The 26283-nt window shown below is 58.9% G+C and carries 18 protein-coding genes and 1 pseudogene; 14 read left to right on the forward strand and 5 right to left on the reverse strand.

Annotated features, from left to right (window positions below):
- Window position 1: 1 nt before the first annotated feature.
- Both VIH17_04515 and VIH17_04520 read left to right on the forward strand, forming a co-directional pair.
- Window positions 2-1816, forward strand: a complete 1815-nt coding sequence (locus VIH17_04515; protein ID HEY4682497.1) for a PDZ domain-containing protein — start codon at window positions 2-4, stop codon at window positions 1814-1816.
- Between the two features lie 35 nt (window positions 1817-1851).
- Window positions 1852-2565 carry a lysophospholipid acyltransferase family protein gene (locus VIH17_04520; GenBank protein ID HEY4682498.1) on the forward strand — a complete coding sequence of 238 codons (714 nt, stop codon included), beginning with the start codon at window positions 1852-1854 and terminating at the stop codon, window positions 2563-2565.
- Between the two features lie 55 nt (window positions 2566-2620).
- Here VIH17_04520 and lpxD read toward each other — a convergent pair whose 3' ends face one another.
- Window positions 2621-3634, reverse strand: coding sequence for a UDP-3-O-(3-hydroxymyristoyl)glucosamine N-acyltransferase (lpxD, locus tag VIH17_04525; protein HEY4682499.1), 1014 nt, complete (start codon window positions 3632-3634; stop codon window positions 2621-2623).
- A 450-nt stretch (window positions 3635-4084) separates the two neighbouring features.
- Here lpxD and murJ point away from each other — a divergent pair, with 450 nt between their 5' ends.
- The 9 genes and pseudogenes from murJ (at window position 4085) to VIH17_04570 (ending at window position 17886) form a co-directional block, all read left to right on the forward strand.
- Window positions 4085-5686 carry a murein biosynthesis integral membrane protein MurJ gene (gene murJ, locus VIH17_04530; GenBank protein HEY4682500.1) on the forward strand — a complete coding sequence of 534 codons (1602 nt, stop codon included), beginning with the start codon at window positions 4085-4087 and terminating at the stop codon, window positions 5684-5686.
- Between the two features lie 105 nt (window positions 5687-5791).
- Window positions 5792-6700 (forward strand): annotated as a pseudogene (gene xerD, locus VIH17_04535) (site-specific tyrosine recombinase XerD).
- Between the two features lie 119 nt (window positions 6701-6819).
- On the forward strand, window positions 6820-8478 hold the full coding sequence (locus VIH17_04540; GenBank protein HEY4682501.1) for a hypothetical protein: 1659 nt from the start codon (window positions 6820-6822) through the stop codon (window positions 8476-8478).
- Between the two features lie 237 nt (window positions 8479-8715).
- Window positions 8716-12192 carry a DNA polymerase III subunit alpha gene (gene dnaE / locus VIH17_04545; GenBank protein HEY4682502.1) on the forward strand — a complete coding sequence of 1159 codons (3477 nt, stop codon included), beginning with the start codon at window positions 8716-8718 and terminating at the stop codon, window positions 12190-12192.
- 24 nt (window positions 12193-12216) lie between these two features.
- Window positions 12217-13176, forward strand: coding sequence for an acetyl-CoA carboxylase carboxyltransferase subunit alpha (locus VIH17_04550; GenBank protein HEY4682503.1), 960 nt, complete (start codon window positions 12217-12219; stop codon window positions 13174-13176).
- Between the two features lie 300 nt (window positions 13177-13476).
- Window positions 13477-15231, forward strand: coding sequence for a 2-oxoacid:acceptor oxidoreductase subunit alpha (locus VIH17_04555; GenBank protein ID HEY4682504.1), 1755 nt, complete (start codon window positions 13477-13479; stop codon window positions 15229-15231).
- A complete protein-coding gene (locus VIH17_04560; protein ID HEY4682505.1) occupies window positions 15192-16034 on the forward strand; it encodes a 2-oxoacid:ferredoxin oxidoreductase subunit beta in 843 nt (280 codons plus the stop codon). The genes VIH17_04555 and VIH17_04560 overlap by 40 nt, the downstream gene beginning before the upstream one ends.
- A gap of 121 nt (window positions 16035-16155) precedes the next feature.
- A complete protein-coding gene (locus tag VIH17_04565) occupies window positions 16156-16476 on the forward strand; it encodes a 2Fe-2S iron-sulfur cluster-binding protein (GenBank protein HEY4682506.1) in 321 nt (106 codons plus the stop codon).
- Window positions 16477-16899: 423 nt separating this feature from the next.
- Window positions 16900-17886: a TerC family protein gene (locus tag VIH17_04570; protein HEY4682507.1), complete on the forward strand. Its 987-nt coding sequence runs from the start codon at window positions 16900-16902 to the stop codon at window positions 17884-17886.
- 212 nt (window positions 17887-18098) lie between these two features.
- Here VIH17_04570 and VIH17_04575 read toward each other — a convergent pair whose 3' ends face one another.
- The 4 genes from VIH17_04575 to VIH17_04590 all read right to left on the reverse strand — a co-directional run bounded on the left by VIH17_04575 (window position 18099) and on the right by VIH17_04590 (window position 22826).
- Complete coding sequence (locus VIH17_04575; protein HEY4682508.1) at window positions 18099-18479, reverse strand: RidA family protein; 381 nt, start codon at window positions 18477-18479, stop codon at window positions 18099-18101.
- 133 nt (window positions 18480-18612) lie between these two features.
- Window positions 18613-21012 (reverse strand): penicillin acylase family protein, encoded by a 2400-nt coding sequence (locus VIH17_04580; protein ID HEY4682509.1) that lies wholly within the window; start codon window positions 21010-21012, stop codon window positions 18613-18615.
- Between the two features lie 332 nt (window positions 21013-21344).
- The gene (locus tag VIH17_04585) at window positions 21345-21596 is read right to left on the reverse strand and encodes a hypothetical protein (GenBank protein ID HEY4682510.1); all 252 of its coding nucleotides are present in this window, start codon (window positions 21594-21596) and stop codon (window positions 21345-21347) included.
- Between the two features lie 33 nt (window positions 21597-21629).
- Window positions 21630-22826 (reverse strand): efflux RND transporter periplasmic adaptor subunit, encoded by a 1197-nt coding sequence (locus tag VIH17_04590; GenBank protein HEY4682511.1) that lies wholly within the window; start codon window positions 22824-22826, stop codon window positions 21630-21632.
- Between the two features lie 300 nt (window positions 22827-23126).
- Between VIH17_04590 and VIH17_04595 the strand changes: the two genes are divergently transcribed.
- The 3 genes from VIH17_04595 to VIH17_04605 are packed head-to-tail and all read left to right on the forward strand — an operon-like array spanning window position 23127 to window position 26258.
- Entirely contained in the window at window positions 23127-24500 is a 1374-nt protein-coding gene (locus VIH17_04595; protein HEY4682512.1) for a hemolysin family protein, read from the forward strand.
- Window positions 24497-25417, forward strand: a complete 921-nt coding sequence (gene nikB, locus VIH17_04600) for a nickel ABC transporter permease (protein HEY4682513.1) — start codon at window positions 24497-24499, stop codon at window positions 25415-25417. Before VIH17_04595 ends, nikB begins: the two co-directional genes overlap by 4 nt.
- A gap of 4 nt (window positions 25418-25421) precedes the next feature.
- Window positions 25422-26258, forward strand: coding sequence for an ABC transporter permease (locus VIH17_04605; GenBank protein HEY4682514.1), 837 nt, complete (start codon window positions 25422-25424; stop codon window positions 26256-26258).
- Window positions 26259-26283: the final 25 nt, after the last annotated feature.

Raw genomic sequence — 26283 nt, forward strand, 5'->3', positions numbered from 1 at the left:
GATGAGAATGCCAGGTAAAAACCATATCGCCGTGCTGCTTGGCTGGTTATGCCTCCCGCTGGCCGGCGTCGCGCTGGCCAGCCAGCCCTCAGGCGGCCAAGGTTCCCCGATCGAATATCGCATCTCGCTCCGTGAGCCGGACAAACATTTTTTCCACGTAGAGATGCGAGTAGCTGAAGCTGGCCCGGAGCTGACGGTTCAAATGCCCGCCTGGAACGCGCTCTATCGGGTGCGGGACTTTGCCCAATACATCGTTGCGCTTCGCGCCACGGACAGCGCCGCCCAGCCGCTTCCGGTGCGCAAGCTTGACAAGCAGACGTGGCGCGTCATCACCTCCGGAACTTCCGTAACCGTGCGCTACGACATCTACTGGGATCAACCCGATGCCTACAGCTCGCAGCTCAACTCCCGTCATGCCTTCCTGAATCTGGCATCGGTGCTTTGCTATGTGGTGGGCCGGAAAGGCGAACCAGCCACGCTTGGGTTCGCCGACGTTCCCGAAAGTTGGCGGATTGCCACCACCCTGCGTTGGGACGACAGCACCAAGCGGTACGTCGCCCCAAACTACGACGAGCTTGCGGACGCTCCGGTGGAAATCGGCGATTTCGAGGAGACGGTGGTGCTGGTCGGCTCAGCCCGGTACCGGATCGTGATCGATGGGGATCCCGCCGTCTATCGGCTGGATCAAATCAAAACGACCATCGAGCGAATCGTCGCCTACCAAACCAAGCTGATGGGCGGAGTTCCCTTTGCCGAGTACCTCTTCCTCTACCACTTTTTGCCTGAGTCGGGCGGGGGAATGGAGCACAAGAACTCGACGGCAATTTTCCTACGCGCCGACGACATCAAGAACGACCCCGGCTCACTTGCGCCTGTCACCGCCCATGAATTCTTTCACCTCTGGAATGTGAAGCGCATACGGCCGCAATCGCTCGAGCCGGTGGACTACACGCAAGAGCAGTACAGCCGAGCGCTCTGGTTCGCCGAGGGCGTGACAAGCACCTATGCCGATTTGACGCTGGTGCGCACGGGGTTGTACAGCCGGGAGCACTTCTACTCGGAACTGGCGCGACAGATGGAGGTTCTTCAATCGCGCCCTGCTCGCGCCTGGAGGAGCGCGGAAGAAGCCTCGCTGGATGCGTGGCTCGAAAAATATCCCCACTATGCGCGACCGGAATTCAGCATCTCTTATTACAACAAGGGCGAGCTTCTTGGAATACTCCTCGACCTGGGCATTCGTCGTGCCACGGGCAATCGCCGAAGCCTCGATGATCTGATGAGGCAGCTCTATCAGCATTATGCGATCCAGAGCAAGTTTTACGACGATCAGCGTGACATCGAGACGGCATGCGAAGCGATAGGGGGCACGAGTTTCCGAGAATTCTTTGCCCGCTACGTTGCCGGCACGGATGAACTGCCCTATGGAACATATCTCGGTTACGCCGGGCTGGCCCTTCGATTGGAGAAGCGAGAAGCGTCCTGGCTCGGCTTTGACACTTATCGGCGTGGTGGAAAACACTACGTGACGGACATCACAGCGGATTCGCCGGCTGCGCAGGCCGGGGTGCAGGCTGGAGACGAGTTGATTGCTCTCGACGAGAAGAGTCTGCCGCGGGACATTGCACGGGCGGTGCGAAGCCGAAGACCCGGAGAGCGCGTCCGGCTGCGCGTGAAGCGAGGAGACACCGAGCATACGTGCCGTTTTCGGCTCGCAATCCGAAGCGTTGAGGAATTTGAGGTTTTTGAAAAGCCGGTTGCCAGCCTCCTCGAGCAGCGCATCCGGGAGGGACTTTTGAAGGGGATTACTGAGCCTTGAATCAGCTACGTGGGATTTTAGTCACCGGATTTCTCATGCTGTACTTGCTCATCCTTGGGCCGCCCATGATCCTCTATTCACTCGTGGTCGGATCGATCGAAGCGTTGTACGCCGTCAGTCTGGCCGGGGCGCGGGCAGGGTTGTGGCTGGCGCGCATCCGCATTGAGGTGTTCGGTGAAGAAAACGTTTTGCGCGGTCGGGCTTGCGTTTTCATGCCGAACCATACGAGCAACGTGGACCCGCCAGCACTCGTACCGTTGCTGCCGCGAGTTGCCATCCTCGGAAAAAAAGAATTTTTCCGCATTCCGATCCTGAATATTGCCATGCGCATGGCCGGATTCATTCCCCTGGACCGTAGCAATCGCGAGGCAGCGATCGCCAGCGCCGAGCGAGCCGTCGATGGGTTGAAATCGGGGCTTCCGTATCTCATTTACCCGGAAGGAACCCGCAGCCATGGCGGGGTGCTGGGTGTGTTCAAGAAGGGGCCATTTGTGCTGGCCATCAAGGCCGGCGTGCCCATTGTGCCGGTCACGATTGAAGGGGCGGAAAGATGTATGGCGAAAGGCGAGATGGCGTTGCGGCCGGGAGTGGTTCGAATTACATTCCATCGGCCGGTGGAGACGACCGGCTACGGGATCGAGGACCGGGATGTTCTGGCGCAAAAGGTTCGAGAGATCATCGCCTCCGCTTTACCGCTTGAGCTTCGCGGCGCCTCTCAAGGAATGGCGGAAGAGGGAGCAACGATCTGAGATAGAAAATAGAAAATAGAACATAGAAAATAGAACCAGCAGAAGAGTGCTGTTTTCAGTTCTGTCCCATCCATTTTTCCTTTAATTCCCGGACGGTTTTTTGGAGCTCAGGCAAGCGGGCGTAAACGGCAGCACATTTGCGCCAGAGTTTGTTTTCCATGGCTGGATAGCCGGAGACGATTTGGCCGGCCGGCACATCGTTGGGAATGCCGGTCTGAGCGGTGGCGATGGCGCCGTCGCCGACGGTCAAATGTCCGGCGCAGCCGACCTGGCCGGCGAGGATGACGCGATTGCCGATGTGGGTGCTGCCCGCCAAGCCGGCCTGGGCACAAAGCAGGGTGTCTTCCCCCACCGTGGAGGCATGGCCGACCTGGACGAGATTGTCAATCTTGGAGCCGCGACGGATCCGGGTTTCGCCGACGGTGGCGCGGTCAATGCAAGCGTTCGCCTGAATCTCAACGTCATCCTCAATGACGGTGGTGCCCGCCTGAACAATTTTGTGGTAGCTCGCATCGGCGCGGCGGGCAAAGCCAAAGCCATCCGGCCCGACCATGGCGCCGTTCTGGAGCGTGACGCGATGGCCGATTCGGCAGAATTCACGCACGACGGCATGCGAATGCGCGAAAAAGTCATCGCCCATCTTGGCGCCCCGGTAGATCGCGACGAAGCTGTGTAGCACAGCGTTCTTTCCGATGGTGACCTCTTCGTCCACAAAACAATAGGGACCGATGCTGGCATTCGGGCCAATCTGAGCCGATTTGGCAATGACCGCAGTGGGGTGGATGCCGGGAGCGGGACGGGGCAGCTGGTAGAACAATTCCACCGCCCGAGCAAAAGCGAGATAGGGATTGTCCGAGCGAAGACAGGGCAACCCGGGCGGCTCGGCCTCGCGCGCGACAATGATCGCCGAAGCGCGTGTTTGTTTGAGCCACGGTTTGTACCGCGGGTTGGTGAGGAAGGTAATCTCACCCGGTTGCGCCCGGTCAATTCCCGCAACGCCGGTGATTTCAAGGTCGCCGTCACCTTCGAGCTGACAGTCCAGCTTACGAGCCAGTTCCGCCAATTTCATGGCACTGCCTCACATGGTCGAGATTCAAAAACTGCCAGGCAAGAGTAGCAAACTCGGACGCTGATTGACTATGCGGTCGTTCCTCCCAGGGCTGCTCGTCTCCGGCAATGAGGCCAGAGGCGCATAAAGGTGTCCGGGAGGCCGTTGGCGAGCGACCAGTGGCCAGGGCCGGCGACCCTTCGGCTGCGCTGCTCAGGGCAAGGCAGTGCCCAGCGACCGGCGGCCCGTGACCAGTGCCGGCAAAAGGGCCGGAGCGAAGAGGAGTCCGAACAAGCAGATCCTTCGCTCCGCTCAGGATGACAGCTTGGGTGGAAGATGGCGCTCATGTTCGATTGACCCGGCGGCAATGCCAAGAGGGGCGGCACTTTGCCCGCTTTGGGGCTTATGCTAAGATGCGCTCGCTTCGCGCAGGAATGATCCCGCCACGGCGGGACTGAGGCGGAAGGCGATTTGACGGAAAAAAGACAGATCCTCAGGTCCGCTGGCGTCATCACCTTCATCACCATCATCAGTCGCATTCTCGGCTACATCCGGGAGCAGCGCATCGCCTTTGTCCTGGGAACCACACTGTCGGCGGACTCCTACTATCTCGCCTACGGCATCCCCAACCTTTTCCGGCGGTTGGTGGGCGAGGGATCGCTGACCGCTTCGTTCATTCCCATCTTCACTCAGTACCTCACCGCAAAGTCAAAAAAGGAGGTCTGGGAGTTTGCCAACCGTCTCTTTTGGACGCTGGCGATGGTGTTGGCGGTGATGACGGCCCTCGGGATTGTCTTTTCGCCCTATCTGGTGCGGGTGCTGACGATGTTTTCGGCAACGACAACAGAGTGGGAACTGGCCGTCCATCTGAATCGAATCATCTTCCCCTATCTGTTTTTCATCGGGTTGGCGGCGTTGTCCATGGCCATCCTGAATAGCTTTCACGTGTTCGGCTTACCCGCCGCCACGCCCATTCTGCTCAATCTGGCGATCATCGCCGCTTCGTTCCCTTTCTTTCTCCGGTACTTCCCTGAGCCGGGAGTGGCCCTGTCGCTCGGAGTCTTGCTTGGCGGAGCCCTTCAGTTTCTGATTCAGATGCCGCAACTGCGCGAGCGGGGAATGACCTTCGATTTCGGCGTGTCTTTTTCTCATCCCGGGATTCGAGCGGTGGGCAAGCTGATGGTTCCGGGGTTCTTCGGTATCGGGGTGTATCAAATCAATTTTCTCGTGGACAGGGTTTTTGCGACGGCGGCGAAGATGCCGGAGGGTAGCCTGGCATCGTTGAACTTTGCCGACCGGGTAACGGAGTTAGTCCTGGGGGGTTATGCGATTGCCGTGGCTACCGCGATTCTGCCGATCATGTCGCGGCAAGCGGCGGAGCGAGACGTCACCGGGCTGAAGCATACGCTGGCTTTCAGCCTGAGGATTGTCTCCTTCATCACCATTCCCGCCACGGTAGGGATGATGGTTCTGGCGCGACCGATTATCGAGGTGCTCTTCCAGCACGGGCGATTCACTGCGGAATCCACCGCGCTTACTTCCTGGGCGCTCTTTTTTTACGCCACTGGGCTCCCGGCATTCGCCGCTGTAAAGTTGGTGGTGCCGGCGTTCTATTCGACCAAGGACACAAAGACGCCGGTTGCGGTTGCAGCGTCAGCGGTGGTGGTCAATCTTCTGTTCAATGGGCTGTTCTACCGGCTGTTTTTTGACTTTTTCAGGAACGGTGGCCCGGCGTTCGCCACGGCTCTGGCGGCTTACTTCAATTGTTTGATCCTGCTATGGGTTTTTCGGCGGCGTTTCGGTGAATTTGCCGAGCGACCCATGCTGTCCTCGATCGCCAAGATTGGGTTGTGCTCGGCGGCCATGGGGATCTTTTGCTGGGCGATGCTCCGGGTGTTACACTTTGAGCAATTTGTGAGGCTGTGGCACCGGATCGGGATTTTTGTGTTTATTATCGGTGCTGCGACCGGCTTTTACCTGGCCCTGGCGTGGATGCTCCGCTGTGAAGAGCTGCATGATGTTTACGGTATTGCTTTGAGGCGGGACGCGGCCGGGCGGGGCATGGAGAGCTAGTAGCGTTCTTAAGGGAGTGTCGGGCCTTGAGCCCGACATATAGGCCGGGATGAATCCGGGCAGTCCCTGGGAAGCCAAGGGTAAAGACCCAAGGTGGAAGCACAAGTCCAATGGTTTCTTAATCATGCAAGGGTAGAGCGGGGGCTGGCGGAAAACAGCGTCCAGGCCTACCGGCGCGACCTGCTGAAATTTGCCCGCTACGCTCAAGAGCGCAAGTTGCCCTTCAAGAAGGTGACCCGCGGCGATGTCCTGGACTTTCTGGGCTGGCTCTACCAACAGAAGCTGGACTCGCGCTCGGTGGCGCGCCATTTGAGCGCGTTAAGAAACTTCTTCGGATTCTTGCGAAGGGAAGAGTATATCGCCGAGGATCCCACTCGCCATGTAGAATCACCGAAAACCTGGCGGACCCTGCCCAAGGCGTTGGCTATGGAAGAGGTGGAGAAACTCCTGGCGGCACCGACGGAACGAACACCGCTGGGCTTACGCGACAAGGCGATGTTGGAGCTGCTCTATTCTACCGGGATGCGGGTGAGCGAATTGACGGGGATCAAGACCGCTGACCTGCAAGCCGACATGGGTTATGTGCGTTGCCTGGGGAAGGGAGACAAAGAACGGCTAGTGCCTGTGGGGAAGGCGGCGCTTGCTGCGCTCGAGAGGTACTTGCGCCGGGGCCGGCCGAAGCTCCTGCGGCGTCGGATGGCGCCCGGTACAGGGCGCGAGAACCGGCAACGCGCGACCCCTTTTCTTTTCGTGAACCGCTTTGGCCGCAGGATAAGCCGCGTCGGATTGTGGAAAATTCTGGCAGCCCACGGACGGCGAGCGGGAATTCGCGGCCCGCTCGCGCCGCACAAGCTGCGGCATAGTTTTGCGACCCATCTGCTCGAGCGCGGCGCGGACCTGCGGTCGGTGCAATTGATGCTCGGCCACGCCGACATTTCGACGACCCAAATTTATACGCACGTGATGAAAGACCGTCTCAAGGAAGTTTATCGGGCGCACCATCCGCGCGCCTGAAGTTCATCTAGATGCGGAGACATGTTCATTGCCTGCCCGCCCGAGGAAGGATGGATCCCGAAGGATTCAACATGAGGGATTCCGGCCGCGGCGGGAAGGATTCACGCTGAAGGAGAGCAATGCCGGATTACGTCTTTCTTTTGGAGAGCCGGCTCACGCCCGACCAGCGCCGGGTCGTCTCGCGCTTGCAGGGCCTTGCGCAACAGATGGAGGTCAACATCTATCTGGTTGGGGGGGCTATCCGCGACTTGATTTGCGGCCAGCCGATCCGAGACCTGGATTTCGCGGTCGAGGGAAACGCGCTGCGCATTGTCAAGGAATTGGAGCCGGAAGAAACGGAGAGCGTGGAGATTGACGAGAATCTGCGCTCGGCTGAAGTTGTCTTTCGCAGCGGTGTTTTGGCCGAGATATCGTCAGCGCGCAGCGAGATATTTCCGCGGCCGGGCGACAAGCCCGAAATTCGCCCCGGAAGCATCTTTGATGATTTGCGCCGGCGAGATTTCTCGGTGAATGCCATCGCCCTGTCGCTTAACCCGGCTTCGCGCGGGTTGCTGCTTGACCCGGCCAACGGCTTGGCTGACATCGAAAAGCGGGAAATCCGTACCCTGACGACCCACAGCTTTACCAATGACCCGTTGCGCATCCTGCGGATTATCCGGTTCAGTTCGCGATTGGGATTCAAGCCCGATGAGCGAACCAGCGGGTTGCTGGATATCGCCATCGAGAGGAAATTGTACGGGACGATTTCGGGAGCGGGACTGGGTCGCGAGATGAAAGAACTGGCCAGGGAGGCCAAGCCGATTGGTGTGCTGAAGAAGTGGGAGGAGCGCGGGGTCATCAGCGTGATCCACCCGAACCTGGCGCGGCGGCATCCCGACTATTCCGGCTTGGCGCAACTCATCAAGATGCGCGACCTGCTTGCCGACTATGGCTGGCGGGGCAATCTTTTTGTGGCGGTCATGCACTACGTGCTCAGACGGCTCAAGGGACGCGAGCGTTCCACCGCGGTGGGCAACTTTGGGCTGCGGGCGGCCGAAGTCGCGGAGCTTTTCGATCTGGAAGGCGAGGCGCAGCGGGTGGCCAAGATGCTGCTGGGGCCAAAAACTTCGCAGTTGCGGCCCTGCTACCAATATCTCGAAACGGTTCCTATCGGCTTGTTAACCTTTGTCTTGTGCGAGTTTGGACAAGTCAAGGTTCAGAGCAAGATCCGAAACCACCTCTTGAAGCATCGATTGTTTCAGAGAGAGCTACCCGTCGTCGAGCTTGAGGGCTACGGCATTCCGCGCGGGCCAAGATTCGACCAGATTCTGAAGGAATTCTTTTTCCAGGCGCTCGAGACGAAGAAGCGAAGCAAGAACGAGCAAAGCAAATTGCTCCGCAAGATCGCCGGCGTGCCAGAGCCGAAGAAGGCACGGAAACGGCCGCCAAAAGAAAAGGAAAAGGCGAAGCTGAAAACGAGGGCGGTCGCTCAAAAGGCAGCCGGCGCCAAAGCCGCGCGTACCCTCGCCGCGCCATCGGCGCACATGCCTGTCCCTGGCAGTCCGGCAGGCGAGCCGCGGGCAAGGCCGGAAGCGGCACCCGCTACGCGAGCAGAGCCCAAGCCGAAGCCAGCCGCGCCCGTTCGGTCACCGACGAAGTCGGCCGCCCACAAACCCAGAGCTCGGCGTCCCAGGGCACGGCCGAGATTGCCCGCCAAGAGTCTGGGATCCACGATTCGACATCGGGCGAAGCAGACAAGGCGGGGAAAACAGAGGCAAGAATCCAAGAAGCGCCACTGATCCTTACCCGCTTTTGCCGGGCGTTGCCATGGCTACGTGCTTTCTGTCCCCGTTGGAATCAGGCTTATCTTGGCCGAGGCTCGATGAAATCGGGCTGGCACGGGATTTCGCTTGCTGGCGAGCGACGGGCAACGGCGAAGGGAGCAGAGCGATGGAAGGGAAAAAGATGCCGGGTGGGTTTGGAATCATCCCCGGTAATTTTTGTCGCCTCAACTCGCTTCTGCTACAATGACGGAAATGCGGCACTCGAATTTTGTTCATCTCCATCTTCACACCGATTACAGCCTTCTCGACGGCGCTTGCGAAATCTCGGCGCTGGTGGAACACGCCGTCCGGCTGAAGATGCCGGCGGTGGCGGTGACCGACCACGGGAATCTTTTTGCCGCATCGCGCTTTTACCATGAGGCAGTCACCAAAGGGATCAAACCCATCATCGGGTGCGAGGTCTATGTTGCCAGGGCCTCACGGTTTGACCGCACGAGCAGCCAGGACGGCGAGCGGGCTCACCACCTTTTGATCCTTTGCGAATCGAACGAGGGCTATCGCAACCTGATCAAGCTCGTGTCGGCGGGCTTCCTCGAAGGGTTTTACTACAAGCCGCGCATCGACAAGGAGCTGCTGCGCCAGCACAGCCGCGGGTTGATTGCTACGTCGGGGTGCCTGCGCGGCGAAGTGGCTTCAGCGCTGGCCGAAGGCAATTACAAGGCGGCCAAAAGCGCTGCCTACGAGTTTCAGGAGATTTTCGGCAAAGGGAATTTCTATCTGGAAATCCAAGACCAGGGGGTTGACACCGAGCAGCGGATCAATCCGGAGCTGGTCCGGCTGTCGCGCGAGACAGGGATTACGCTGGTGGCGACGAATGACTGCCACTACCTCCACCGCGAAGACGCCCGGGCGCAGGACGTGCTGGTCTGTATCCAGACCGGCAAGACGCTCAGCGATCCCTCCCGCATGAAATTTGCTACCGAGGAGTTCTATTTCAAGACACGCGAAGAAATGATGAAGCCGTTCGGGGAAATTCCCGAAGTGCTCGACCGGACGGTCGAGGTTGCGGAGCGGTGTCACGTGAAGCTCGAACGAATCCGGAATCCCTTTCCGCACTTTGACGTGCCCGAGGGGCACTCGCCCGACAGCTATTTTGAAAAGATGGTGCGCGAGGGATTCGCCGCACGGGTACCGCGGCTGGAGGCGGCGGCCCAGAAAGGCTTGCTGCGGCACAAGCTGGCCGAATACGAGGCACGCCTCAGCCGCGAAATCCAGATGATCCAGAAGATGCGCTTTGCCGGCTACTTTCTGATCGTGTCCGATTTCATTGCCTACGCCCGCACCCAGGAGATTCCGGTGGGGCCGGGACGAGGATCGGCGGCCGGGTCGCTGGCAAGCTATTCTCTCGGGATTACGAACATTGATCCGCTGCAATACGGTTTGCTGTTTGAGCGTTTTCTGAATCCGGAGCGGGTGTCGCTGCCGGATATTGACATTGATTTCTGCATGCGCCGGCGGGATGAGGTGATTCGCTACGTGCGGGAGAAATATGGCCGCGACAACGTAGCCCAGATCATCACGTTCGGAACCATGGCAGCCAAGGCAGTCATCAAGGACACGGCTCGAGTCATGGAAATGCCGTATGCCGAGGCGGACCGGCTGGCAAAAATGGTGCCAGCCGAGTTGAACATTACGCTTGACGATGCGCTGGCAAAGTCGCCGCCCTTGAAAGCGGCGCAGGAGCGGGAAGGCCGGGTCAAGGAGTTGATTGAGGTTGCCCGAAAACTAGAGGGGCTTGTACGTCACGCATCGACGCACGCGGCCGGAGTTGTCATCTCCCCTGAGCCGCTGACCGAGATCGTTCCGCTCTACAAGACCAACCGCGAGGAAATTGTCACCCAGTATGACATGAACGAGCTGGAACGGCTGGGGCTGCTGAAGATGGACTTTCTGGCGTTGGCCACGCTCACCGTGCTGGACGACGCGGTGAAGCTCATTGAGGGCAACCGTGGCGTGAAGCTCGAGCTTGAGAATATTCCTTTGGATGACCCGGCAACCTACCGCCTGTTCGCCGAAGCAAACACGAGCGGCATCTTCCAGTTTGAATCACCGGGGATGCGCGAAATCCTCCGCCGGTACGAGCCGCAACGCATTGAGGACCTGACAGCGCTGAACGCGCTTTACCGCCCCGGGCCAATCCAGGGCGGGATGATTGACTACTTCATCCAGCGCAAACAGGGTGAAAAGAAGGTCGAATACGATTTGCCGGAGCTCGAAGACATACTGGCGGAGACGTACGGGGTGATTGTCTATCAGGAACAAGTGATGCAAATTGCCAACCGGCTGGCGGGTTTTTCGTTGGGCGATGCGGATTTACTGCGCCGGGCGATGGGGAAAAAGAAGCCGGAGGAAATGGCGGCGCAACGCGAGAGGTTCCTGGCAGGCTGCCGGTCGCACAAGGTTCCGGAAAAGAAAGCTTCGAAGATCTTTGACCTGATGGAACAATTTGCCGGATACGGCTTTGCCAAATCTCATTCGGCGGCGTATGCGCTGCTTGCCTACCAGACTGGCTATTTGAAGGTGCACTATCCGGTCGAGTTCATGGCGGCGCTGCTTACCTCGGAAATGGGCAAGACGGAGAAGATCGTCAAGTACATCAACGAGTGCCGCGAGATGAACATTACGGTATTGCCGCCGGACGTGAACAGTTCCTCCACAAACTTCACGCCGGCAGGGGAGGCGATTCGCTTCGGGCTGGCAGCCATCCGCAACGTGGGTGAGAACACGGTGGGCGGCATTTTGGAAGCGCGTCAGCGGTTGGGGAAATTCACGACTCTCTTCCAGTTCTGCGAAGAAATTGAGCTCCGGCTGCTGAACAAACGAGTACTCGAGAGTTTGGTGAAATCGGGAGCCCTAGATTCGCTCGGCGGCCACCGCGCGGAGCTATTTGCCGGACTTGATCGGGCTATCGAAAGAGCCCAGAAGAAGCAGCGAGACCGGCAAAGCGGCCAAGGGTCGTTTGGTCTTCTGGGCGACATCGAAAGGGAAATGGGCCAGTCGCGACCGGTGGGAATGCCCGAGGTCGATGAGTGGCCGGAACACAAACTTCTTGCCTACGAGAAGGAGACGCTGGGCTTCTACATTTCCGGCCATCCTCTGGCGAAATATGCCTCGCGGCTGGAGGAGCTGACGGTGAAGCGCGCGGAAAGCCTGGAAGAAGGGAACCACGGGGAAGAGGTGCGGTTGGCGGGTTTGGTCAGCGGCATTCGCATCATGCGCAGCAAGAAGGGTGACCGCTGGGCGATGGTCGAGCTGGAGGACATGACGGGAATCGTCGATCTACTGGTCTTCCCGGAAGCGTACAGCCGGCTCGAACATTTCATCAAGGCGGATGCGGCGCTGTTGATCAAAGGCAAGTTGAGCATCGAGGACGCGGGAACGAGGGTGATGGTTTCCGATGCCAAGCCGCTTGAAGATGCCGCCGAGCCAGCGCCGACCGTCATTCGCGTCCGGGTGGATCCTGACGCGCTGGGCATGGCCGGTGTGGATTTGCTGCGGGCTCTGTTTGCGCGCAAGCCGGGAAGTTGCCGGGTAGCTTTTGACCTGGAGGGCGACGGCTACCGGGCGACGATGGAGACGGGGAAGGAGTTGCGGGTCAACCCGGACCGGGAATTGGTCGAGCGGTTGCGCGAGATTTGCGGCAAGAATGCCGTCCACGTGATCCGGTAGCGTTTTGCAGGAGTGGGAAGAGAGATGGCCGACCTCAAAGAGCGCGGGAACATTGAGAAGCTCGAGCAGGAGATGGAGGAGCTGGCGAGGCTCGCCGGGAAAGGATCGGGTACGAGCGAGGAGCTGGAGCGGCTGCGGCGGGAAGTGCAGGAGTTAAAGCGCGAGTTTTTTGCGCACCTCTCGGCGTGGCAACGCACGCAACTCGCTCGCCATCCGCATCGTCCCTACACGCTCGACTACGTGCAACGGCTTTTTACCGATTTTAGCGAAGTCCACGGTGACCGGAGTTTTGCCGACGACGCAGCCATCGTCTGCGGCCTTGCCAAATTCCATGGGCGACCGGTCATGGTAGTTGGCCACCAGAAGGGCAGGGACACCAGACAGAAGCTGGCGCGGAACTTCGGGATGCCGAAGCCAGAAGGGTATCGCAAGGCGCTGCGAGCGATGCAAATGGCGGCCAAGTTCGACCGGGCAATCCTCTGCTTTGTGGATACCCCCGGCGCCTACCCGGGAATAGACGCCGAAGAACGGGGCCAGGCAGAAGCGATTGCGCGCAATTTGCGCGAAATTGTAAAACTGGCGGTGCCGATTGTGGTGAGTGTGACGGGTGAAGGGGGCTCGGGGGGGGCGCTGGCGATTGCCGTCGGCGACAAGGTAAACATGTCGGAGACCGCGATCTACTCGGTGATTTCACCGGAAGGATGCGCTTCGATCATGTGGCGCGATGCGGCCCGCGCCGAACTGGCTGCGGCGGCGTTGAAGTTGACGGCGGCCGACTTGCTGGCCATGCAACTGATCGATGAGATTGTCTCCGAGCCGGACGGAGGAGCCCATCGAGATCACGACCGGGCAGCGGCATTGCTCGATCCTGTCCTGCGGCGTTCGCTCGAGGAACTCGACCGGCTCGACAAGGATGAACTTTTGCGACGCCGCTACGAGAAATTCCGCCACCTGGGGCAGTTCTTCCGGTGGGAAGGCAGCTAGTGACGTCCTGTCAAGCGTGTTGCTGGGCACGTTCGGCGGCGTGTATGGACTTTGAGTCTTGATGTCGAGCGAGGGCGAACCCTACTACGGCCGAGCAGCCACCGCGTGAAAACATCCTGGGACCGGCCGTTGGAAGACTTGCCATCGCGAACCGCGATCGCAATCAAGAGCCAAGCATGAGCTTTCTGCTCCCGCTAGGGAAATCTCATGCGTCGAAGGAGACTGTGGAGAGCGTCTGTAATTGATTTGGGGACGGCTATCGGTTAGCATGGAATTTGGCGCAGGCTGGGGAGGAGTGAATTGGCCCGGCATGACATTGTGATCCGGATTGGCGGCGAATCAGGCGAAGGTGTTATTTCGACGGGAGAGCTACTTACGCTGGCTGCGGCTCGTGCCGGCTTCTATGTGTACACCTTCCGAACCTATCCTGCGGAAATCAAGGGCGGTCACGCCATATATCAGCTTCGGTTGAGTGATCATAATCTCTATTCTCATGGAGACGATCTGGATCTCCTCCTGGCTTTCAACCAAGAAGGCTACGACAAGCACTACCTGGAGTTGCGCGAGGGGGGTATGGTGCTCTACGACACCGAAAGCGTGAAGGCAAGCGCCATACCCTTCGCAAAAGTGGGCCTGCCGCTAACCGAGATCGCCAAGAACCAGATCAAGATGCCGCTGGCCAAGAACATGGTGGCGCTTGGGGCGCTGGGGCGACTCTTCTGGATTCCGAAAGACTACCTCGAAAAACTAGTGCGGGAAAAATTTGCAAAGAAGGGGCAGTCGGTCATTGACAAGAACGTCGATGCGGTGAAGGCAGGGTGCGACTACGTGGAGAAAAATTTTCCAGGTCTCGAATCGCTGCGCATTCCGGTGAAGCCATCGGACGAGCGAATAGTGATTTCCGGAAATGAAGCGGTCGGGTTGGGAGCGGTGGTTGCGGGGTGCCGGCACTATTTCGGCTATCCGATCACGCCGGCGAGCGACATCATGGAGTATCTGGCCGGGGTGCTGCCGCAGTTGGGAGGGGTGGTGATCCAAGCGGAAGACGAAATTGCTTCGGTGGCGATGGCGATCGGGGCGTCGTTTGCCGGGCACCGGGCGATGAGCGCCACGGCCGGGCCCGGACTTTCGTTGATGACGGAGCTGCTCGGTTTGGCGGGGATGGCGGAAATTCCCCTGGTCATTGCGGACATCCAGCGAGCCGGTCCCTCCACCGGCATGCCCACGAAAACGGAGCAATCGGATCTCAACCTAGCGGTCTATGGAAATCACGGCGAGGCGCCGCGGATTGTCATCGCACCCTACAATGTAGAAGACTGTTTCTACTCGACAGTGACCGCTTTCAATTTGGCCGAAAAGTACCAGATACCGGTGCTCTTGCTCTCCGACCAGTCGCTTTCCAACCGAACCGAGTCCATCCCGAAGCCCGACTTGAGCAAGGTCAGGGTTGTCGAGCGGGTCAAGTGGGCGGGCAACGGCGGCGAGCGCTACAAGCGGTATCAGTTGACGGAATCGGGCGTGTCGCCCATGGCCCATCCAGGCACCGCGGACGGGATCCACGTGGCCTGCGGGCTGGAGCATACCGAATCCGGCCGGCCCAACTACGACCCGGCGAATCATATGAACATGGTGGACAAACGCTTTCGCAAGCTGCGGGCAGCGTTGGCTGATTTTCCGCCAGTCGAGATCTATGGAGATCGAGCGTCCGAACTGGGGATTATCAGTTGGGGTTCGACATTGGGGGCGGTTCGCGAAGCGACCGAGCGAGCGCTCGAAAAGGGCATCAAGATTTGCTCGTTCTATCCGCGAGTTCTCTATCCGCTTGGGGACGGATACCTGGACCGGACGCTAGAGAACGTCAAGACATTGATTGTGCCAGAAGTAAACTCGCAGGGGCAATTTGCCACGCTGCTGCGCCGCGTCTATAGCGGCGCCATCGTCCGTCAGAATATCTACGGGGGACTGCCGTTCCGTCCACAAACGATCCTGGAAAAGATTGAGGAGGTTGCCGAAACATGCCAGAAACCGCAGTTATCGACTACAAGAGCGAGGTAAAGCCGACGTGGTGCCCGGGCTGCGGCGATTTTGGGGTGCTACGGGCTGTTTATGAGGCATTTGAAGCCAAGGGTTACGAGACGAAGGATTTGGTGTTGGTTTCCGGCATCGGCTGTTCCAGCCGCATCCCGTATTTCGTAAACAGTTACGGCTTCCACGGCGTGCACGGGCGAGTGCTTCCCCTGGCGACAGGTATCAAGCTGGCCAACCCGCGACTGCACGTTGTGGGAATGGGGGGCGACGGCGACGGGTTTTCGATTGGCGCGGGCCACATGCCGCACGCCATCCGCCGCAACCCGGACATCACCTACATCATCATGGACAACAACATCTACGGGTTGACAAAAGGGCAGACTTCTCCGACCAGCGCGTTTCAGTTTGTGACGAAGTCCACGCCCTACGGAAACATCGAAGACCCGATCAACCCGATGGCATTTGCCATTGTTTACGGCGCGACATTTGTGGCCAAGGGCTTTTCCGGGAAGGCGAGGGAACTGACCGAACTGTTCATCAAGGCAATCGATCACAAAGGGTTTTCTTTTGTGGATGTGCTGAGTCCGTGCCCGACGTTCAACAAGGTGGATACGTTCAAGTATTACGCGGAGCACCTTTCGCCCGTGCCAGCCGATCACGAGGTAAAAGACAGGGTGAAAGCGCTCGAGCTGGCCTACCGGACCGACCGACACTACGTCGGCGTCTATTACGAGGAAGACAAGCTGACCATGGAGGAGCGGGTGAAGGCGGTTCAGCAGAAGGTGCCGGCGAGCACCGGGCTCGAGGAACTGATGGCGCGTTTTGTCTGAGCCCTTGTAGCGGGACGAACTTGCGACCCCCGCAAACGCCGGTCAGGAGACCGTCCGGCGACGGCAGATTGGCTTGTTAGATTGCCCCCACCCCGATAATTTCGGGGTGTTTTTGTATCGGATGACGGAACCGTCGCTCTATCGGCCTTATGAGAAACTGGTAGAAATCCGTGTCCTCGGCAAGAAGTTCCGCGTGCCGGAGAACAACACGATCCTGCGATGCCTTCAATACTTGAGCCCGGAGACGATTCCGTACGGGCGATTCTGCTGGAATCAGGAGTGCCAGACATGCCGCATCAACTACCGCCTGCCGGGGCAGGGGGAGATTTCGCTGGCGCTGTCCTGCAAGGTGCTGGTCGTTCCAGGGATGGAAATTACCGAGCTATCGGCGGAACTGATGTGGAATTTGGGGAGCGCGCTGAGCCTGAAACGCTCCGGATAAGCTCTGCGGTTGGCACAGCGAACCCGCGCGGCGGAAGCATCATCAACCTGTCCTCCATCTACGGCCTTGTAAGTGCGCCGGATATTCCCTCCTATCACGCATCCAAGGGGGCTGTGAGGCTGATGAGCAAGACCGATGCCCTTCTCTACGCAAAGGGCAACATCAGAGTCAACTCCGTGCATCCCGGCTACATTTGGACTCCAGTGGTTGAGGAGCTGGGAAGGAGATCTCCACAGGAGGTCGAGTCATTCAGGAGGTAACTCGATAGTCTCCGTCCAAGTTGACATGTCCGGGAGTCGGACGATATTGCCTACGGTATTCTTTACCTTGCATCCGACGAATCCAAGTTCGTCACTGGCAGCAAGTTGGTCATAGACGGAGGTTATACAGCTCGCTGAGATCAGAAAAGACAAAGGAGTCTTGATGTCCAGTCAAGTCGTACTGTGGGTTTTGTTCAATGTTTTCGTGCTTGCGATGCTGGCGTTGGATCTGGGAGTTTTCCATCGCAAAGCTCATGTGATCAAATTCAAAGAAGCCCTCGCGTGGTGTGCGGTTTGGATTACATTGGCGCTTTTGTTCAATCTGGGAGTTTACTTCTGGCGGGGCCCGGTGAGGGCGCTTGAATTCCTGACCGGTTATCTCATCGAATATTCTCTCAGCGTGGACAACATCTTTGTCTTTTTGCTGATCTTCTCCTACTTCCGTGTGCCTTCGCTATACAGGCATAAGGTACTTTTCTGGGGGATTCTCGGCGCGCTGATCATGCGAGCGATTTTCATCCTCGCGGGCGTGACGCTGATCCAGAAGTTTCATTGGATCATCTATGTTTTCGGGGCATTCCTGGTTTTTACGGGCATCAAGATGGCGTTGCAGAAGGAAACAGAAATCCACCCGGAAAGGAACCCGGTGCTGAAACTCTTCCGGAGGTTCATGCCTGTTACGGACCGCTATGAAGAGGGCAAGTTCTTCGCACAGAGAAGCGGGAAGTACCTTGCCACGCCGTTGTTCGTCGTGCTGCTGGTGGTTGAAACGACGGATGTGGTCTTTGCAGTCGATTCGATTCCGGCCGTCCTTGCCATCACGCTCGATCCGTTTATTGTGTACACCTCGAATGTGTTCGCTATTTTGGGATTGCGGTCGCTCTATTTTGCATTGGCCGGGATTATGGAGCTGTTTCGCTATCTCCATTACGGGCTTTCTGCCATCCTCGTCTTTGTGGGGACGAAAATGCTCCTTGCCGACATCTACAAGATTCCCATTAGCATTGCCCTAGGTGTGGTGGCGAGCATCCTGCTTATCTCCGTGATAGGCTCCGTTGTACGACCGCGCAAGGTCGAGATCTTCCCACCGGAAGCTAATCCTCCAGGAATGAGAAGTGAGCCGAAGCGCGCTCATCGGGGTGAGGGTTAACCATGGGCCGGCCGTTATGGCCAAAATGTGCTTTGCCGATTTCTTTTAGCGGCCGCCCGATGAGTCGAACTTCTATGGAACCACTCTAGAAAATCTTTTCAGCATATGAAGGTCCTAGCTTCCTGCTGCTTTTGGGACGGTGGGAGCGACTTCAGGAACCATTCTTCTATCGGTTTCTGCCCAAACATGGGTTAACGATCCGACTCACTGTGTTACTCGACGATCACGGCATCCGCTTCAATCTCGACCAGGATCTCAGGAGCGATCAAGCGGCTCACTTCCACCATGCTGGTGGCCGGGTGAATTTCGCGGAAGAACTCGCCGTGCGCCCGGCCGATTTTTTTCCAATCATCAATATTCGTGACGTAGATACGCGTGCGAACCACGTCCTTCAGGGTGGCGCCGGCTGCGTGCAGTGCCGCTTCAATGTTTCGCAGGGCCTGTACGGCTTGTGCGTAAGGATCGCCGTGGCCTACGATCTTCCCGGTTTGGTCGGTGGCAGTGGTTCCAGAGACGAAAACAAAGGATCCGACACGGACGGCCCGCGAGTAACCCACGATGGGTTCCCAGGGTGTTCCGGTAGCGATCTTCATTCTGGGCATCTTGAATATCACCTCAGCAGCGTCCGGCCGCAGGTGAGTTATAAGCGCTTTTCTCGCCCTTTGACATAGGGAATGCGAGCATTCTCAACGTTCTTGGCCTCTAGCACAAGCGGCTGGGACCGTCCTAGCGGGCAGCCGGCAAGAGCTGCAACCGCCGGGTGGTCTCGCGCTCCAAGCTGGGGTTGCTGAACGGCCAGCGCTGCGGCAGGCCTTGGGCCCAACCTGAATATTGGTCCGCATAGTGAGGGCTGTAGATCTGACCCGATTCGCCGACCGTAAGGTTCAGCAAGGAACGGTCGAGGTTGGAAAGATCGGCGACAAAGCGCATCGCGGGACCAAACATCGGCCCGGTCGCGCGGACGGAGTAGCCCATCCCCGCCTGCGAGCCTGCTGGCGCGCGAAAAACCCTGCCGATGATCGGCAGCAAAACCAAGGGATGCTGGCGGCGCAAACGATTGAACGGGCCCCACTGCCAGGACTTCAATTCGGTCGAGCGAGTCTGTTGCTCGATCGACCAGAAGGCTTCCTTGAGGCTTTCGAGAAGGAGTTGGTCGTAGTCTTTGAATCCCGGTGGGAGCCACCGAGCCGGCCGTTTGTGAAGTACGTTCTCCACGAAGACAGGCGAGCGAAACCAGCGATACTCGGGCCAGTCCGCGCCTGCCTTTGCTTCGAGCAATTTCGTGAGGAAACGGCGGCGAGCCTGGTCCGTCAGGGTCGGCGCAATCGAATCAAGGGTGGCGCGGCCGTCCCAGCCATCGAGCGCCTGAATCGCCTGCTGGATGCGGGCATCGGTTGGGGGATGAACTTTGGCGGTGGCGACGAGTTGGCCGGCAAACCATCGGTGGAAGTAGCTGAAACTGTCTGTCTGGAGAGCGAGCAGATCTTCCGGGGCGGCGCGCTTGTCAAGCTGATTGATTTGGTCGTAGATGCGAGCCGTGCGATAGGGCGCTTCCCAGCGATCGGTGACGTAGAACGGATAGCCGGCAGGCGTAATCCTGGCATTCGCGGTGGCAATCACACCGCCCGGGGGATTAAAAGCCTGGGGGAGCTCATCGAAGGGAATGGTTCCGATCCATTCGCCGGCATCTGTCGAGGCCGAGACAGGCATGGCGCCGTCGCCGCTACGACGGAGTGGAATGCGTCCGGCGGCGTGATAGCCGATATTGCCCTGGTCATCGGCATAGACAAAATTCTGCGATGGAGAGGTCCAATCCCGCAGCGCTTCCAGAAATTGCTGCCAGTTTGCCGCCTGATTGATTGAGAGGAGGTGATTGCTGAGCGCGCCGGGATCGTAGAGCGTCCAGCGAAGCGCCAGCATGCGGTTGCCGTCTTTTCTTATGCCTGGCCCGTGATGCGTAGCGAGAACGTCAAACGAGACATCCGGTTTGCCTTTGACCTTGATGAGTTCGCGATAGCGGGTGGCTTGCTTCCATCCGCCCCGCGGGGCGGTGCGGTAGTAGTCCGGCCGCTCGGGATCAAATTCCTCGACAAAAAGGTCCTGGACGTCAGCGCCGACATTGGTTACACCCCAGGCAATATGTTCATTGTGGCCGAGAACGACCCAAGGAATTCCGGGCAGGGCGAAGCCGCGAACGTTCAGCTCCGGACTCTTCAAGTGAACGAGATACCAAGTGTCGGGAACGGTAAGCTCGAGATGGGTGTCATTGGCGAGGAGCGGCTTGCCGGAATAGGTACGGGCGCCTGAAATGACCCAATTGTTGCTGCCGTTTAACGCTTCCGACAGGCCAACCTGGAAATCTGTGACGGATTGCCAAAGTTCGTACGGGGCGGCCCAGGAGCGGCGGGCTCCGGCAGGCCTAGCCTTGCGCGCCGGCCGGGCCACGACGGGACCTTCGCCCGCTGGGTGGTCAAGACGGGAATCGACCACGTACAGGTCACGGGCCAGCTCGGGACCGATCCTAGCGGTCAGCTTTTCGCGGGCCAGCTCCGACTGCCAACTGCTGGTCAACGCCTCAAACATGTTGCAGACGACGAGGAAGGTATCTGCCGGAGTCCACGGCCTAGGTTGGTAGCGAAGAAAAATGAACTCGATGGGCAGCCTATCGTGGTGTGAGGCGATGAAGGCGTTCACGCCGGCGGAGAATTGCTCCAGGCTGAGGGCGGCTCCCATGGGCAATTCCCTGAGAGCTTTTTGAGCGACGTGGCGGTAGAGATAGGTGCGACTCTCCTTGTCACGTTCGAGGGCTCGTTCCCCGAAGATTTCAGCGAGTTCGCCGGCCGCTACGCGGCGCGAGAGGTCCATCTGCCAAAGGCGATCCTGCGCCATGACGTAGCCCTGGGCGAAAAGGAGATCTTGGAGGTTGGCGGCTTGAATGTGAGGGACGCCGAGGCGGTCGCGGGTGATGGTAACGGGGTTGTTCAGGCCGGGAAGGGCGAGCGTGCCGGTCGTTTGCGGCAGGGCTGCCATAGCCAGGTACCAGAAAATAGCGTAAGCGATTCCAGCAAGACCTCCCAAAAGGACGATGATAGCAACGAGCATCCGAAGAGCGGCGCGCTTCGTCATAGTTCCTCGCTCGATGAGATGGGAAGCGGGCTGGAGAGCACAATCGGTTTGGCTGGCCCTGTACCATAAGGTGCAGGGCTGGCTTTCAGGGCAGGGGAATGGTAGCGCAGAAGGGATGGGCAAAGCAATTGGCGGAAGCGCTGGGGATTGGTCAGTACCCGAACAAGGATCCGTAGAGGCAAGCTTCAGCTTGCCCTGATCTTGGGGCGGTCTAAAGACCGGCCCCTACACAAGCGGACGAAGAGAAGCTCGCGGCAAAAACAGATTCCTCGCTTCGCTCGGAGTGAAAAGACAATGCCTGCGGCATCGAACAAGAAAGGGAACAGATGGGGCTAGGTGACGTGAGCGTAGGCGGCGGCAGTTTCAGCGTCCCAGACGGCGAGGAGGATCACGCGACGTCCGCCAGGCAAGAGGTCCACGTAGTAGCACTTGCCCTGCCAGGAGATTTCGTAGAAGCGCGGGCGCTTGGGGTCGGGGCAAGCTTGGGCGCCTTCGTGGAGAGCCCGTTCGAGCGAAGCGACTTGCTCGGTTGGCAGATTGCGGAGATTTTCGATTTCAATGCGGTCGCGGAACTGGATGGTCATGAACGCACCCAACTTTTTGCCAAACACAAGAACCTATTGCAGGACGACCTGCTGGCCTTCCTTCAAGCCGGAAAGAACTTCGGCGCGAGCGCCGTTGCTGATGCCGATGGCGACTGCCAGCTTGCGCTTGCCGTTTTTCAGGCTTGGTTCGGGAACTTCGACCGAAGTTTTCCGGTCCTTGTCGTAGATCACTGCTCCCTCGGGAATCGTCAAAACAGCCTTGTGCTCTTCCAGGATGATCTCGGCGTTGGCGGTCATCATGGTTTTGAGTTCACCGTCGAGATTCTGAATCGAGCAGCGAACCTCGAAGGTTGTCACGTTGTCTTTCTCGATGCCCATGGGCGAAATCCTGGTGACTTTTCCGGAGTACTTCTTATCTTTGAAGGATTCGAGCGTGATACGGGCAGGTTGGCCGAGGTAGATTTTTGCGACATCCACCTCGTCCACCTTGCCCTTAACGTACACCTCGCGGACATCGCCGAGGGTCATCATCAGGGTTGCGGCCGAGCCAAGCACCAGGATGGAACTCACCGCATCGCCTACTTCCACATCGCGGGAGAGGAGAACGCCAACAATGGGGGCGACAATGGTTGATTTGCGGAGGTCCTCGTCGGCGCGCTCGAGAGTTGCCCGCGCCTGGGCAACCAGCGCGGCGGCCTTCTGAATTTCCGCTCTGTTGACGGAGAGATTGGTGATGGCTGATTGCTGCTTGTTGCGGGCGAGCTGGTAGTTCTTTTCGGCGTCATCGAGGCTTTGCAGCGGGATCAAGCCGTCGGTGAAAAGCTTGCGCGAGCGGTCGAGATGTTTTTGCAGGAAGGGCACGTCAGGCCCCTCGGCATCTACCTTATTGCGTTCGTAGGTAGCCTGGGCGGCGGCGAGGTTCGCCTCGGCGGCTTCCAAATTGGCTTTGGCCTCGCGCACCTGGGCAACAAGGATTTCCTTGTCCAGTTCGGCGAGGACCTGTCCGCTGCGGACGGAGTCGCCCACGTTGACGTAAAGGGTTTTTACAATTCCGCTGGCCTTGGACTTGATCTGCACCTTGGACAGGGGCTCGATCTTTCCGGTGGCGACGACGGAGCGGGCAACATCGCCACGCTCGACCGTAGCCAGTTTCGACGGGTCGATTTTGGTTGAGTTGCGGAGGAGAGCTGAAGCGGCCAGGCTGGCAACAGCCGCAAAGACGACGAGCCCGATCAGCACCCCTCTCCGTTTGCGCTTCGGCTTTGCCATCTTGCTGTCTCCCGTGCTATCCAATAGCTATTACGGATAAGGATGACGTCAGGTTCCCCACCGGAGGCAACATTTTCGCCGCGGACAGCCGTGCTGGCTGCTCCTGATGCCAGGATATGGGCTTTGCTGGGTGTTATCGAGCCGATGCATCCGCCCACGGCCACCGAGGAGCATCTTGAGTACGGCTACCTGAACCTCCCAAAGCCGACCAAAACGTTAGACGTGTGGCTTTTGTAGCGGTGAGCAAGGCGAGGGGCTAGCTCACCGCAATGTGGTAGAATTCGCGTGGGAGCCTACCGGGTGATTGCAATCCAGATCTTCATTGTGATGTTTCTGGTGGCGGTCAACGCTTTCTTTGTAAGCGCGGAGTTTTCGCTCGTGGCGATACGCCATACCCGGGTGGAACAGTTGGTGGCCGAGAAAAGGCCCGGCGCCCGCGCGGTCGAGCGGCTCCTGGGGAACCTCGACCGAGTGATGTCGGGAACGCAACTCGGAATCACGATAGCCAGTCTGGGGCTTGGGTGGGTGGGTGAGCTGACCCTGGCTCAAATATTTATTCCTCTCTTCGACTACGCCGGATGGCCTTACTTTCGCGCGATCGGCCACACCGTAAGCCTGACGGTGGCTTTTCTGCTCATCACTTTTATGCATGTGGTTTTGGGCGAGGTGGTGCCCAAGAACCTGGCGTTGCAGCGGGTCGAAAGCGTTGCGCTTTCGATCGCGCGGCCGATGGAGATCTTCATTCGGATTTTCCGGCCCTTCATTGCGGTGCTGGACAGGTGTGCTGACCGAACGCTCAAATGGATGGGAGCGGCCGAAACTGACCCGCACAGGCTTGTCCACACACCGGAGGAGCTCTTGCTGTTGGTTGGGGACATCCAGGAGGGCGGGCTGCTCAATGTACGACAGGAGGAGATGATTCGGGCGGCGGTGGACCTGGGCAAAGTGGAAGTGCGCGAGGTGATGGTGTCGCGGCCGGACATGAAGTGTCTTCCGCTGACGGCCACGCTGGAGGAAGCGCTGGATAAGGTTCTACACGAAAAGAGATCGCGTCTGCCGGTTTACGACGGAACGATGGATCAGGTGGCCGGTATCTTGCACGCCAAGGATTTGCTGCGGGTGGTGATGGATAGGCAACGTCGCCAAGCGGAAGGCATTGCGCTGGCCCATTTCGACATGCGCCGCATCTTGAGGGAAGCGCTCATCGTGCCCGAGACGAAGCCGCTTGCCGATCTGCTGAATGAATTCCAGCGGCGGCACACTCAAATGGCTCTGGTGGTGGACGAATTCGGGAATATTCAGGGGCTGGTAACCGTGGCGGATTTGGTGGAACGGATCACCGGAAAGATCCATGACGAATTTGACGTGGAAGAGAAGCCACAGCGGTTGAGCGATGGTTCCATGCTCGTTGACGCCCTGATGAGCGTGTACGAATTGGAAAGCGAATTTGGCCTCTCTGTGCCCCGCGATCGTGGTTTTGAAACAGCGGCTGGATTTGTGTTGAGCCAGCTTGGGCGGATTCCGCGGCAGGGGGAATCGTTTGTGTACGACGGAGTGCGTTTCACGGTGGCGGAAATGGACGGCCGCCGGGTGGCCAAGATAAAAATCGAGCGGCTGAGCCAGCCCCGATTAGATGGGGGCCAGCCGAAATCCACCAAGTCTTCCAAGGCATGAGACGCTATTTGTTCGAGCGCCTTGTCTCGACCATACCCGCGTTGTGGCTGGTGGTCACGCTAGTCTTTCTGTTGATCCATCTTGTTCCAGGGGATCCCGTCCAACTCATGCTGGGAGAAGGCGCCCGGCCCGGCGATGTGGCGGCCTTGCGCGAGGAACTGGGTCTCAACGAACCGCTGGCAAGCCAATATATTCATTACTGGTGGGGTCTGGTAAGAGGCGAGTGGGGAGAGTCGCTGCGCTTCCACGAGCCGGTCTTGCATTTGATCGCCGAACGCTATCCGGCAACGCTGGCGTTGGCGCTCTCAAGCCTTCTTGTCTCGCTCGGTCTTGCCATCCCGGCGGGAGTGACGGCAGCCGCCCATCGCGGGAAATGGGCCGACCGGGCAATAGGAATGGTTTCGCTGGCGGGTCTTTCCTTTCCCAATTTCGCTCTGGGTCCGATTCTGATTCTGGTGGTATCGGTGAAACTGGGTTGGCTACCGGTTTCAGGCCGAGGCGGGATTTCGCACATGGTTCTTCCGGCGGTGACACTGGGAGCGGCACTGGCGGCGATTCTGACGCGAATGGTGCGGAGCGCCATGCTCGAAGAGCTCTCGAGCGATTACGTGCGGACGGCCCGGGCGAAGGGAGTGAGCGAGAAGTGGGTTTTTTATCGTCATGCGTTAAAGAATGCGCTCATCCCTATTCTGACGGTGATCGGGCTCCAGCTTGGCACGTTGCTGGCGGGGGCGATTGTGACAGAAATGATCTTTGCATGGCCTGGATTGGGGCGGCTGACGGTGCAGGCCATCAGCGCGCGAGATTACTCCCTGCTGCAGGGATGTGTGCTCGTGATCGGTCTGAGCTATGTGCTGGTCAATCTTCTGACCGACCTCGCTTACAGCGCGGTGGATCCGAGGATTCGGCGAAGGTAACGCTATGGCGAGTGTGATACACAATAATCCGATTGCTGCGCTGGCGCTTGCCATCGTTGTCCTTCTGCTTTTGACGGCCACGCTTGCTCCCTGGATAGCTCCGGCGAGTCCCACCGAGCAGCAGCTCTCCAAGCGGCTTGCCGCGCCCGGCGGAGGAAGCTGGTTGGGAAACGACGAGCTGGGCCGCGATATTCTTTCGCGAATCATCTATGGCTCGCGAGTGTCCATGAGCGTAAGCCTTTGCGTGGTGCTCGCGGCGGGGACTCTGGGACTGCTGATGGGTTCGGTCGCTGCCTATTTCGGCGGCTGGACGGACCGCATCATCAACGTGGTAGCCATCAACACGTTCTTGGCATTCCCCGGAATCTTGCTGGCGATTGCGCTGGCGGCATTCCTGGGGCCGGGCGTGGGCAGGGTGATTCTGGCGTTGACGGTAACGGGCTGGGCTGGGTACGCGCGACTGGCGAGGGCACAGGTGGCTAAAGTGCGCGAACTCGAATATGTGCAGGCGGCGCGAAGCCTGGGGGCCCAGGGATGGCGCATCTGGCGGGCGCACTTGTTGCCTAACATCATCCCGCCGTTGCTGGTGCAGGCGACAGTGGGGATGGCCACCGCGATTCTGGCAGAATCCACGCTCAGCTTTCTTGGGCTGGGCGTGCTCCAGCCGACGCCGAGTTGGGGCAGCATGTTGAGTGACGCCCGCAACCATCTCTTCGACGCTCCCCATCTGGTGGTCTCCCCGGCGCTCGCCATCATGCTGGCGGTTTTCTCCTTCAATTTGCTCGGCGACGCGCTGCGCGACTGGGCTGACCCGCAAACCAGAGCTGTGCTCGGGCGGTAATGCCGGGAGCGACAAAAAATGGCCA

The organism is Candidatus Acidiferrales bacterium (assembly GCA_036514995.1).
Taxonomy (GTDB): domain Bacteria; phylum Acidobacteriota; class Terriglobia; order Acidiferrales; family DATBWB01; genus DATBWB01.